The organism is Hyphomonas sp. UBA4494, from assembly GCF_002388935.1.
Taxonomy (GTDB): Bacteria; Pseudomonadota; Alphaproteobacteria; order Caulobacterales; family Hyphomonadaceae; genus Hyphomonas.
Genome location: NZ_DGNK01000022.1, coordinates 136,338 through 147,122, shown reverse-complemented (window position 1 = coordinate 147,122; position 10,785 = coordinate 136,338). Strand labels below are relative to the sequence as shown.

Sequence of the window (10,785 nt, the reverse complement as noted above, 5' to 3'; positions counted from 1 at the left end):
AACCTTGCCAAGGTTGGGGTCGAGAGTTCGAATCTCTTCGCCCGCTCCAATTTTTCTCAAGACAGCTTGGTTTCAAGCTCGCCATTCTGGGCGCAGCGTGTTGTTGGCGTTGTTTGTGTACCAAGCAAGCCTCACCGCACGTGTGGGCCTCAATAGATTCTTTTTTCCAGCCGGGCTGATGACGAATATTTTGTGCGTCTCGTGTAAAGAGTTTGGCTGCGGCCTGGTCTTCAACCATATCTTGCCGGTCCCTTGCTGCGTCTGTGGTGTAATCAATGCGCTGCAACCTCTTGTCGGCGCCCGTCCACGCCATACTACTGATGTGACCGAAAGTGATGACCATGACAGATGACTTGCAGCCCCTCACAGACCGCGCGCTTCTCAAGCAGCGTTTCCTGGAAGGAATGAGCCTGGTTGCAGCGACCGTGAATGTCATTACGACAGACGGCGCTGCTGGTCGGGCGGGCACGACAGCAACCGCAATGTCCTCAGTCAGCGCCGATACGCCCAAACCGACCTTACTTGTCTGTATCAATGAATCCTCGTCGCTAACGCCGGTTCTGCTGGGCAATGGCACGTTTTGTGTGAACGTCTTGAAGGACAATCAGGCGGATGTGGCAGATGTTTTTGCCAGCCGCATGACCCACAAATTCAAGGACAAATTTGATGGGGCAGACTGGACGCCGGGCAGGTCTGGTCAGCCTGTCATCTCAGGAGCGCTCGTGGCATTCGAGTGCAAACTGGTTTCGCACAATCAGGTCGGCACGCATCATGTCTGCATCGGTGAGGTTGTTGACGCTGTGCTCGGCGACAATGGCAACTCTCTGATCTATGCGAGCCGCGAATACCGCACCACCGTCAAGCCGGACTAGGCTTTTGGGGGCAGTTTCGCGGTTGCGTATCACTACTGGCCGCTAGCGCGCCGTCATGGCGCCATCGACCACGTGCTCCTGCCCGCTGATATAGCTGGAAGCATCCGAGGACAGGAACAGGACCAATTCTGCGACTTCCTCTGGCCGTCCGGCCCGACCCATTGGGCTTGACTGGGTCGCAATCGCCTCAACGTCCATCTGATTGGCGCCCGAATGCGCCGTAAGCGCGGCGACGCGTTCTTCATCCATCGTTTCGGTCATGCGAGTGATCGATTTCTGCCAGATCGGCGTATCGATGATGCCCGGATGCACCGAGTTGACCCGAATGCCCGTACCCATCTGGGCGCACTCGACCGCCGCTGCCTTTGAAAAGAGTCGAACGGCCCCTTTCGATGTGCAATAGGCGCTCGCCCCAGCTGCGCCACGCAGGCCGGCCACCGATGAAATGTTGACTATCGAACCACCTTTGGAACCCATGTACCGCATCGCTGCGCGCGTTCCGAGAAACACGCTGTCGACATTCACGTTCATCTGCTTGCGCCAATCATCCAGCGTAAAATCCGTGATCGCGCCTGCGATGGCGATGCCGGCATTGTTGACCAGCACAGATGGTGTCCCGAATGCGTTCTCGGTTTGGCTGAAGATTGCTTCCCACATGCTCTCATCCGTCACGTCCTGATGCGCGGTGATGATGCGCCCTCCGGCGTCTGTGACGAGTCGCTCGGTGACCCTCAGACCTTCGTCATCAATGTCGGTCGCCATGATGGCGGCACCTTCGCGAGCAAGCACGAGTGCGCATGCCCGACCGATACCGCTGCCTGCACCCGTTATAATTACGATTTTGCCGTCGATCTGGCCCATGTTTTCCTCCCGCTTTTTGCATTGTATGTAGCAGTGGAATGGCTTGACCTGCCAATGGTTTTGAGGTTTACCCCGCGTCTCTAAACGGGATGGTGCAGGGCCGCCGTTGAAATCGTGGGTGCGAATGAGCGCCGCCCACCGACCTGCGTCGATAATGAGGTACTACCATGTCACGTCGCCACAGCGCGAAGTACAAGATCGACCGTCGCGTCGGTGAAAATATCTGGGGCCGTCCGAAGTCCCCCGTCAACAAGCGTAACTACAAGCCCGGTCAGCATGGCCAGAACCGCCGCAACAAAGTCTCTGACTTTGGTCTGCAGCTGATGGCGAAGCAGAAGCTGAAAGGCTACTACGGCGACATCACGGAAAAGCAGTTCCTTCGCATCTATGAAGAAGCGAACCGCATGAAGGGCAACACGTCCGAGAACCTTATCGGCCTGCTGGAATCGCGTCTCGATTCCATCGTCTACCGCGCCAAATTCGTGCCGACGATCTTCGCAGCCCGCCAGTTCGTCAACCACGGCCACGTCATGATCAATGGCCGCCGCTGTAACATCGGCTCCGCGCGCGTGAAGCCGGGCGACGTTGTCCAGATTCGTGAGAAATCTCGCAACATGGCCCTCGTTCTGGAAGCTCTCGGCAGTGCCGAGCGCGACATCCCGGAATATGTGGACGTCGACCCTAAAGCCATGAGCGCGACTTATGTCCGCGTTCCTGAACTGTCTGACGTGCCGTATCCGGTCCAGATGGAACCAGCTCAGGTGGTCGAATTCTACTCCTCGTAAGAGGACTGAATTCCTTGAACATTCTAGAAGGCCGCGCCAGACTGGTGCGGCCTTTGTTTTTGGAGATACAGACCGAATGAACATTCCCGATATCGCGCAAGTCCGCCAGCACCTCATTGCCAAGCCGGGCGAACCCTTCTCGCTGGCAGCGCGGCCGACCCGGGACCCTGATCTCTTTGCTGACAAGGAAGACGCCAAAACCAGCCTGAAAAAGGACGCGGCCGTCATCAACGAATTGAAGGACATGCTCTACGCCCACAAGAAGCAGTCCGTGCTTGTCGTGCTGCAGGGCATGGATACGGCAGGCAAGTCGGGCACCATTCGCAATGTCTTCGCCGACACCACGCCGCTTGGCATGGAGGTGAAGGCGTTCAAGGCGCCAAGCAAGAACGAACTGGCCCGCGACTATCTCTGGCGCGTTCACAATGCCGTGCCCAAAAAGGGCAATGTCGGCATCTTTGATCGTTCGCACTATGAAGACGTGCTGGTCGTGAAAGTGCGTGGCTTCGCCAGCCCGGAAGACGTGGAACGGCGGTACGAGCAAATCAATGCGTTCGAAAAACACATGACGGAGAACGGCGTCGTCATCGTCAAATGCATGCTGAATGTAGGGTATGAGGAACAAGGCGTCCGGCTAGCAGAGCGCCTTGTCGAGCCTCACAAACTTTGGAAATTCAATCCGGCGGATCTGGATGATCGCAAGGATTGGGCAAAATTCATGTCGGCCTATGAGACCGCCGTTGAGCGATGCTCGACACCGCATGCGCCTTGGTATGTTGTGCCCGCAGACAGCCGGACTCGTCGAAATGCCATGATCGCCCGTCTCGTACGTGGCGCGCTGGAAGATTTGAACCTTGAATGGCCAAATCCTGGATTTAACCCGGAAGACTTCGACATCGGGTAGGACCGGAGGGACTTGTTTCCCTCCGATACTTAACTCGATCAGCCGCCATGGAACGCGGTAGATCCGCCGCTCATGGACTTGTTGGCCGAGCGCGACTCGGGATTGCCGTAGATATCGACGCCGCCACCGCTGGACGTCTTGCTCGATGCGGCGTCGCTGGCATATGCCTTGACTGATCCGCCGCTGCTGGCCTTGGCCTGCACAGTTTCACAGGTGAGCCCTTTTGCGTTGGCACTGCCGCCAGACGAGGCTTTTACCTCAAGGCGTGTGCATACGCCGTGGACGGAAACCGCTGCGCCGCTGGAAACGTCTATCTCCATAGGGCCGGACTCCAATCCTTCCGCGAGCAGGGACGAGCCAGAGCTGGCTTCGATCTCGTTGAGCTCCGGGCCGGTCACCGTGAACTTGACGCGCACCTTGTTACCCCACCCCTTTGTGGATTTCCGGGACAGATACAGGCGGTCTCCATCGAGGCGCACTTTGACATCTTCAGGGCCACCCCGTTCAAAGTCAGCGGTGATCGAATGCTGAGGTGCACGCACGAATTTGACGGAGACACCGGCGGAGATATCGAGTTCATCAAATCCGGAAAGATTGTACACTTGGGTTGTGTCGGCGGACGCGCTGTAGAGTGACGCGGACAGAGCAAACGCAGCAATGCTGGATGCGATGATAACTGATTTTCTCATGGTCTGATTCCTATAATGCTCGGTGTCAGGATTTTATGGAAATATCGCCGCCGCTCGACTCGGTGATATCGACCTGGGTCGGTGCGCCGTGAACGTTGATGTCGGCGCCACTGGACGCTTTGGCTTCCAGCGCTTCAGTCACGCTGACGGACACGTCCGCGCTACTGGATGCGTCGATCTCGGCGGACTTGCACAACAGATCCTTGGCTTCAACGTCGGCGGATGACGATGCATCCACAGTAATCTCGTCGCATGTTCCGGTGAGCACAATATCGGTGCTGGATGAGGCATCGACATCGATATCTGTTGTGCTTTCCAGAACCAGCTTAACGTCAGAGCTGGAGGAAGCGTCGATTCTGGCTCGACTATTGGTGACCGCATGGGCGATCACATCCGCGCTAGATGTTGCCTCGATTGTTATTGCCCCGACAATGAAGTCGGATGCGTCGATACTGGAGGAAGACGATGCGTCCATGTCGGCCGAAGCGGCGCGACCGGAAACGATCAGTTTAGCGCTCGAAGAAGCGTCCAGTTCGATTTCTCCCGCATCGATCCCGGAGGCTTCAAGAATTGAGGATTGCGCCACGTCCAGTTCGGAAATGCTCGGCGACGTTACACGTACCGTGTAGGACGGCATGCGCTTTCCGTTCACCTTCACCCGCAAGTCGCCTTCGACGAGATCCACGTGAAGGTTGGCCCGTAAGGATTTCAGGAAGCCGAGGCTTTCACGGCTGATTTGCAGCTCTCCATCATCAGTTTCGATGCTGATATCTGAAAAGTCGCCTTCGGCCTGTTCAACGATGACTGTGGTCTCAGCGCCGGTTTCGTACAGGACCTTGATACCACCATTCACATCAATGCTGGAGAAGGAGCCGACTGGGAAGTCCTTAGTCTCGGCCAGAGCCGGCAAGGCTGCGATGGACAGGGCGGACAGGGATATGAGCGCGCGTTTCATGGGGGTGCCTCCAATTTGATGAGGCAAGTATGATGTATCGAATAACGATAAGTCAACATATTGTTTTTCAATAATACAAAAAACCCGTGCGTGTGCTCTGTTACCCGGTGTCGGCATTGCAGAAGACAAGTTGACGACGATTAAGGGGTTAGCCGTCCTTGCTGGCAAGCTGTCCGAACAGGTCGTAATCATCTGCTCCAGTGATTGCCGCCGAGACGATGTCGCCCGCTTTCAGGTGACTTGCATTTTCCAGATAGACCACGGCATCGACTTCCGGCGCATCAGCCTTGGTGCGGCCTATCATTTCGCCGGTCGAGTCAGATGGGCCGTCAATTATGACGTCCTGAACCGTTCCGACCTGCGCAGCGGCGCGATCAGCAGACACTTTCGCCTGCACTTCCATGAAGCGGTGCCAGCGCGCTTCCTTGACCTCATCTGGCACATGACTGGGCAGGTCACGGCTGTCAGCATGGGCGACGTTTTCGTATTGGAAGCACCCTGCGCGATCGATCTTCGCTTCGCGGATGAAGTCCAGCAAGATCTCGAAATCCTCTTCGGTCTCGCCCGGAAACCCAACGATAAAGGTTGAGCGGATGGCGAGGTCAGGCACATCCCGGCGCCACTGAAGGATGCGTTCAAGTACGCGGTCCTGTTTGGCGGGCCGTTTCATGGCCTTCAGCACCGGCGCGGAGGCGTGCTGGAATGGAATGTCGAGATAGGGTGTAATCAGGCCTTCGGCCATCAGCGGAATAACCTGGTCCACATGCGGATAGGGATAGACATAATGCATCCGCGTCCACACGCCGAGGCTGCCCAGCCCCTTGGCCAGATCGAGGAAGCGCGTCTGGTATTCCGTGCCACGCCAAGTTTCCGGCTTGTAGCGCACGTCCAGTCCATAGGCGGACGTGTCCTGACTGATCACGAGCAATTCCTTCACGCCGGCCCGGACCAGTTGTTCGGCTTCGGTCAGCACATGACGGATCGGGCGGGAGGCAAGATCGCCGCGAAGTTTCGGAATAATGCAGAAGCTGCACCGATTGTTGCAGCCCTCCGAGATCTTCAAATATGCGTAATGGCGCGGTGTCAGGCGCAGGCCACTTTCAGGCACCAGGTCGGTGTGAGGATTGTGCGGCGGGGTGAGGTGCGTGTGGACCGCGTCCATCACGGCCTCATACTGGTGAGGCCCGGTGATCGCGAGCACTTTGGGATGCGCTTTCTCGATCACGTCCGGTTCGGCGCCAAGACAGCCTGTAACGATGACCTTGCCATTCGCTTCAATCGCTTCACCGATCGCCTCAAGGCTCTCATCACGCGCGGAATCCAGAAATCCGCAAGTGTTCACCAGAACCAGGTCTGCGCCGGAATAGTCCGGGGCGATCTGGTAGCCTTCTGCGCGCAGGCGCGTGATGATCCGCTCGGAATCGACCAGGGCTTTCGGGCAGCCGAGGGAAACGATGCCGACCTTGGGGGCCTTGGCAGGCCGGATCGGAGCAGGGGCAAGGGATGTCGTGGTCATGATCGCCCTGCTATAACGAATGCTGCGAACTGGAAAGGTCGGGCGCACATCGGGCCGTTTTTTTCAGTTACCAAACCCTTTCGCTCACTAGAGCAAATTTCCAGCAAATATTTGACACCCGGAAATGCAGGTCGCGTAATCTGGGAACCGGTAGTTAAGGGAGGGGAGACCCATGACGCACCTGATGATTCTTACCGCAGCCTGGGGGGCGGCCATGCTGGGCATCTATCTGGTCATATATACGCTGATTAAGTGGCGTCGAGCCGCGCGGGCCTGCCATCCGATGCCGTTCAGGCGTCGTAAGGGCTATTTGAGCGGGCTAGCCTTCAGCGTCATGTTTGTTGCGTCACCAGCGCTGGTGCATGCTGACGGACACATGATCCAGGCCAGCATCACAGGATTCTTTCAGGCCTGAGCCTCAGGCGTCTTCCAGCTCGACACCCTTGTCCTTCATGAAGTCGCGCAGTTCGCCGCTTTCAAACATCTCTTTGACGATGTCACAGCCGCCAACGAATTCGCCCTTTACATAGAGCTGTGGAATGGTCGGCCATTCCGAATAGGCCTTGATGCCTTCCCGCACGGCCTGATCTTCCAGAACGTTCGTCGAGACATACTCCACGCCAAGATAGTCCAGAACCTGCACCACAACTGATGAGAACCCGCACTGCGGGAACGTCGGTGTACCTTTCATGAAAAGTACGACGTCATTGGCTTTGACGGCCTTTTCGATGGCGTCGAGCGTGGCTTGATCGGTCATTCTGGTATCTCCGCTGTTGTCACAGCATGTGTGGTGGATACCCGGCAGCGTCAAGCTTTGATGCTGCCGGGCATGTTTCTGCTACCAGCCGCAGCTCTCGGTGGCGTTCTGGTCTTTCATATAGAGCATCAGCGGATCGAAATACTCGATGATCGCGCTGCCATCCATTTCGCGAGTGCCGGTGAATTCTTCCAGCGTGTCCGGCCAAGGCTGTGACGCGCCAGCTTCCAGCATGGCATTGAAGCGTTTGCCCACTTCCTTGTTGTCATAGATCGAGCAGCGATGCAGCGGTCCTTCCCAGCCAGCCTGCTCACAAGCGGCCTTGTGGAACTGGAACTGCAGGATGTAGCTCAGGAAGTAGCGCAAATAGGGCGTGTTGCCCGGAATGTGGTACTTCGCGCCGGGATCGAAGGCGTCTGCCGGGCGCGGGGCCGGTGGTACGAGGCCCTGATTTTTCAGGCGGAGATCCCACCATGACGTGTTGTAGGCCTCTGGCGCAGTTTCACCAGACAGGACATCCCAGCGCCAGCCATCAACGGTCAGCGCAAACGGCAGGAAGGCGATCTTGTCGAGCGCGGTCTGCATCAGAAGTGCCGTGTCGGCATCAGCGCCCGGCTTTTCCTCAGCGGTGATCAGATTGATCTGTTCGAGGTATTCCGGTGTGATCGACAGGCCGACAAAGTCGCCGATGGCCTCATGGAAGCCATCATGTGCGCCGGTTTTGTACAAGTAGTCCTGATCCTTGTAGGCGCGATGGTAGAAATTGTGACCCAGTTCGTGATGGACCGTATAGAAGTCTTCCGAGTTCACTTCGGTACACATCTTGATGCGTACATCTTCCTCATCGTCCAGATCCCAGGCTGAGGCGTGGCAAACGACTTCGCGGCCCTCTGGGCGCACGATCATGGAGCGCTCCCAGAAAGTTTCCGGCAGCGGCTCGAGGCCGAGGGAGGTGAAGAAGGTTTCGCCTGTCTCGACCATTTTAATGGCGTCATAGCCCTTTTCGTTGAGGCGTTCGGTCAGGTCGTAGCTTGGTCCCGGCACGTCAGGCTTCACGACGTCATAGATGGATGACCATTGCTGGGCCCACATATTACCCAACAGGTCAGCGCGGATCGGGCCGGTGCGCGGCTGCACATCGTCGCCGTATTCTTCATTCAGTTTGGCGCGGGTGAAGCAGTGCAGCTCTTCATAAAGCGGCTCCACCTGCGTCCACAGACGTTGCACTTCAGCTTCCATCTCTTCCGGTGCCATGTCGTAGCCGGACAACCACATCTGATCGAGGCTTTCGAAGCCAAGCTCATTTGCGCCTTCATTGGCGATCTCGACCATGCGGGCATAATCGTCCTTCATCGGCACGGAGATCGTGCGCCAGCCTTCCCAGACAGCTTTGAGCTCTTCCGGGTCGCGGCTGGTTTCAATGATCGTCGACAATTGGTCGAGGTTCAGCGCGTCGCCCTTATAGGTGAATTTCCCGGTGCCGTAGGTCGCGTCGAGATTGGTGGTGATCTGCGAAAGCTCCTCGGCTGCGCCCGGCGTCGACGGGGCAGGGATCGTGATCCCGGTACGCAACATGGTCATCTTGCGCGCCAAATCAGCTGGCAGGACGCTGACATCGAACTGCTTGGACTCATTCGCGAGTGAAACGGCGAGGATGGTCGATGCCGCACCAGCTTCAGCTGCGAGCGCGTTGGTTTCGGGCGTGATGTTCGTGGCCTGGTTCCAATAGGCTTGCGCGGCAATACGGCTCTGCGCGGCGAGTTCAGCTTCGGCGCGCTCCAGGAAGGCGCGGGCCTCTGCGATTTCTACGGAATGATCAACTTCAGCGACCACTTCAGGCGCGGTGTCGAGAGTTGTTTCATCTGAAGCTTCAGGCGCGGCGCAGGCCGCAATCATGAAGCTCAGCGCGATGGCGCTGGTGGTTAAGGTCAGGCGTTTCATGGGGTCGTTTCCTCATCCTTGGTTGCGGATGAAACAATAACGAACCGACCGTATCGTCAATGCGTCAGATTCAGGAATCCGGTGCCCGCGTTTTCAGGGCCAGCGCATGAAGTTCGCCCCCCATCGTGCCTTTCAGGGCAGAATAGACCAATTGGTGCTGCTTCACGCGGGGAATGCCTGCGAACTGGCTGCTGACGATTTCGGCCTGCCAGTGATTGTCGTCGCCCGCCAGATCGGTCAGCGTGATCTCGGCTTCCGGGAAAGCGTCGGTGAGGTATCCGAGCAGCGTCTCGCGTGACATGGCCATGGGCAGTTCCTTCCAGTTGCGTGGCAGAACTGGCGTTTAGCACCTGCGACGTCAAGCATCCGGCTGAACCGATTGTGACATCAGGAGGGCAACTCTAAAGTGGAGATACCAGAAATCATTATTGGATTCGCCCCCATGACCAGAATGCGCGCCTTCATTCTCGCCGAAGTTCTTTTCATTGTGATGATTGTCGCGGGCGTCTTCTTCTACATGAACCGCGATGACGACGTGGCGGACCGTCTCACGGAGTATCGCGCGATTTATATAGATGGCCCAGCCATGCTGAACCTGACGGAAACACTTTCCTCGGACGCACTGGAAGGCCGTGCTGCGGGATCATCGGGCAATGCCGCCGCACGGGGGTTCATTCTGAAGCGGTTCGAGACGATGGAGCTGCGCAGGTTCCACGGAACATACGAGTACGCCTTTCCAATCCTGCCGGGGCCAATGGACGGGCTATCGGAACCGGCAGACGGTGTGAATATTGTTGGCTGGATCGCCGGGGAGACGCCGGGGCGGGGCCCCATGCTCGTGGTTACGGCCCATTATGACCATCTCGGCATCGTTGACGGAGAAATATATAATGGCGCTGATGACAATGCCTCTGGTGTGGCCGCGCTTGTCGGTGTCGCAGAATATTTCGAGCGAAATCCTCCCACACATGACATCGTCTTTGCCGCGCTGGACGCCGAAGAAATCGGCTATCAGGGCGCAAAGGCTCTGGTCGAATCTGGGCTGATTGATCTTGGGCGGGTCGCATTGAACATGAATTTCGACATGGTTGGGCGATCCGACGCGGGAGAACTCTATGTCGCTGGCACCACGCCTTACCCGCAGCTGAAGCCCATGATTGATGATTTGGCCACCCTAGTGCCGGTAACCCTGCTCACAGGACATGACTCGCCTGAACTCGGACAGGATGACTGGACCAACCAGTCCGATCATGCCGTCTTTCACGAGATCGGCATTCCATTTCTGTATTTTGGGGTCGAAGACCATCCCGGATATCACGCCCCTTCGGATGATTATGGCGATCTGACACATGATTTCTTTGTGCGGGCGGGCGACACGCTTGTTATGGCGGTGAAGGCGGTGGATGCCTGGCTCATCTCGTCCAAGCGGCAGGAAAACTAATCCTCTCAAGGAGGAAAGGGGCGTGAGAACGTCGGCACCGCGGGTTGGTTCCAAACCCACTGTG

13 protein-coding genes are annotated in these 10,785 nt (G+C 57.3%); 6 read left to right on the top strand and 7 right to left on the bottom strand.

All coding sequences use genetic code 11. From position 1 onward, the window contains the following. Window positions 1-352 (top strand): hypothetical protein (locus B2P82_RS08835; protein ID WP_290496573.1); only part of this gene is annotated, 352 nt, incomplete at its 5' end. Further along, window positions 342-872: a flavin reductase family protein gene (locus B2P82_RS08830; RefSeq protein ID WP_051607883.1), complete on the top strand. Its 531-nt coding sequence runs from the start codon at window positions 342-344 to the stop codon at window positions 870-872. The genes B2P82_RS08835 and B2P82_RS08830, both read left to right, overlap by 11 nt. A 42-nt stretch (window positions 873-914) precedes the next feature. Here the strand turns inward: B2P82_RS08830 and B2P82_RS08825 are convergent, their stop codons facing one another. Continuing rightward, window positions 915-1,733 (bottom strand): SDR family NAD(P)-dependent oxidoreductase, encoded by an 819-nt coding sequence (locus B2P82_RS08825; protein ID WP_290496571.1) that lies wholly within the window; start codon window positions 1,731-1,733, stop codon window positions 915-917. 167 nt (window positions 1,734-1,900) lie between these two features. On the opposite strand from B2P82_RS08825, the gene rpsD reads away from it, so the two are divergent. After that, a complete protein-coding gene (gene rpsD, locus B2P82_RS08820; RefSeq protein ID WP_034815539.1) occupies window positions 1,901-2,518 on the top strand; it encodes a 30S ribosomal protein S4 in 618 nt (205 codons plus the stop codon). A 76-nt stretch (window positions 2,519-2,594) separates the two neighbouring features. Beyond that, the gene (locus B2P82_RS08815) at window positions 2,595-3,422 is read left to right on the top strand and encodes a PPK2 family polyphosphate kinase (protein ID WP_290479555.1); all 828 of its coding nucleotides are present in this window, start codon (window positions 2,595-2,597) and stop codon (window positions 3,420-3,422) included. A 38-nt stretch (window positions 3,423-3,460) separates the two neighbouring features. Here the strand turns inward: B2P82_RS08815 and B2P82_RS08810 are convergent, their stop codons facing one another. The 3 genes from B2P82_RS08810 to rimO all read right to left on the bottom strand — a co-directional run bounded on the left by B2P82_RS08810 (window position 3,461) and on the right by rimO (window position 6,582). Further along, window positions 3,461-4,111 carry a GIN domain-containing protein gene (locus B2P82_RS08810; protein ID WP_290496569.1) on the bottom strand — a complete coding sequence of 217 codons (651 nt, stop codon included), beginning with the start codon at window positions 4,109-4,111 and terminating at the stop codon, window positions 3,461-3,463. Window positions 4,112-4,136: 25 nt separating this feature from the next. Continuing rightward, window positions 4,137-5,066, bottom strand: coding sequence for a GIN domain-containing protein (locus tag B2P82_RS08805; protein WP_290496567.1), 930 nt, complete (start codon window positions 5,064-5,066; stop codon window positions 4,137-4,139). 148 nt (window positions 5,067-5,214) lie between these two features. Further along, window positions 5,215-6,582: a 30S ribosomal protein S12 methylthiotransferase RimO gene (rimO, locus tag B2P82_RS08800; protein ID WP_290496565.1), complete on the bottom strand. Its 1,368-nt coding sequence runs from the start codon at window positions 6,580-6,582 to the stop codon at window positions 5,215-5,217. Window positions 6,583-6,754: 172 nt separating this feature from the next. Between rimO and B2P82_RS08795 the strand changes: the two genes are divergently transcribed. After that, on the top strand, window positions 6,755-6,997 hold the full coding sequence (locus B2P82_RS08795; protein WP_290496564.1) for a hypothetical protein: 243 nt from the start codon (window positions 6,755-6,757) through the stop codon (window positions 6,995-6,997). A gap of 3 nt (window positions 6,998-7,000) precedes the next feature. Here the strand turns inward: B2P82_RS08795 and grxD are convergent, their stop codons facing one another. From grxD to B2P82_RS08780, 3 genes are all read right to left on the bottom strand, one after another. Further along, a complete protein-coding gene (gene grxD, locus B2P82_RS08790) occupies window positions 7,001-7,339 on the bottom strand; it encodes a Grx4 family monothiol glutaredoxin (RefSeq protein WP_290496559.1) in 339 nt (112 codons plus the stop codon). An 81-nt stretch (window positions 7,340-7,420) separates the two neighbouring features. Continuing rightward, window positions 7,421-9,280 (bottom strand): M2 family metallopeptidase, encoded by a 1,860-nt coding sequence (locus tag B2P82_RS08785; protein ID WP_290496557.1) that lies wholly within the window; start codon window positions 9,278-9,280, stop codon window positions 7,421-7,423. 70 nt (window positions 9,281-9,350) lie between these two features. After that, window positions 9,351-9,587 (bottom strand): BolA/IbaG family iron-sulfur metabolism protein, encoded by a 237-nt coding sequence (locus B2P82_RS08780; protein WP_034815527.1) that lies wholly within the window; start codon window positions 9,585-9,587, stop codon window positions 9,351-9,353. A 135-nt stretch (window positions 9,588-9,722) separates the two neighbouring features. Here B2P82_RS08780 and B2P82_RS08775 point away from each other — a divergent pair, with 135 nt between their 5' ends. Continuing rightward, window positions 9,723-10,721, top strand: a complete 999-nt coding sequence (locus tag B2P82_RS08775; protein ID WP_290496554.1) for a M28 family peptidase — start codon at window positions 9,723-9,725, stop codon at window positions 10,719-10,721. The last annotated feature ends 64 nt before the right edge of the window (window positions 10,722-10,785 follow it).

Excerpts from the sequence above, each read along its gene's own strand:
- B2P82_RS08830 (WP_051607883.1), top strand. The coding sequence starts at position 342 with ATGACAGATGACTTGCAGCCCCTCACAGACCGCGCGCTTCTCAAGCAG.
- B2P82_RS08825 (WP_290496571.1), bottom strand. The coding sequence starts at position 1,733 with ATGGGCCAGATCGACGGCAAAATCGTAATTATAACGGGTGCAGGCAGC.
- rpsD (WP_034815539.1), top strand. The coding sequence starts at position 1,901 with ATGTCACGTCGCCACAGCGCGAAGTACAAGATCGACCGTCGCGTCGGT.
- B2P82_RS08815 (WP_290479555.1), top strand. The coding sequence starts at position 2,595 with ATGAACATTCCCGATATCGCGCAAGTCCGCCAGCACCTCATTGCCAAG.
- B2P82_RS08810 (WP_290496569.1), bottom strand. The coding sequence starts at position 4,111 with ATGAGAAAATCAGTTATCATCGCATCCAGCATTGCTGCGTTTGCTCTG.
- B2P82_RS08805 (WP_290496567.1), bottom strand. The coding sequence starts at position 5,066 with ATGAAACGCGCGCTCATATCCCTGTCCGCCCTGTCCATCGCAGCCTTG.
- rimO (WP_290496565.1), bottom strand. The coding sequence starts at position 6,582 with ATGACCACGACATCCCTTGCCCCTGCTCCGATCCGGCCTGCCAAGGCC.
- B2P82_RS08795 (WP_290496564.1), top strand. The coding sequence starts at position 6,755 with ATGACGCACCTGATGATTCTTACCGCAGCCTGGGGGGCGGCCATGCTG.
- grxD (WP_290496559.1), bottom strand. The coding sequence starts at position 7,339 with ATGACCGATCAAGCCACGCTCGACGCCATCGAAAAGGCCGTCAAAGCC.
- B2P82_RS08785 (WP_290496557.1), bottom strand. The coding sequence starts at position 9,280 with ATGAAACGCCTGACCTTAACCACCAGCGCCATCGCGCTGAGCTTCATG.
- B2P82_RS08780 (WP_034815527.1), bottom strand. The coding sequence starts at position 9,587 with ATGGCCATGTCACGCGAGACGCTGCTCGGATACCTCACCGACGCTTTC.
- B2P82_RS08775 (WP_290496554.1), top strand. The coding sequence starts at position 9,723 with ATGACCAGAATGCGCGCCTTCATTCTCGCCGAAGTTCTTTTCATTGTG.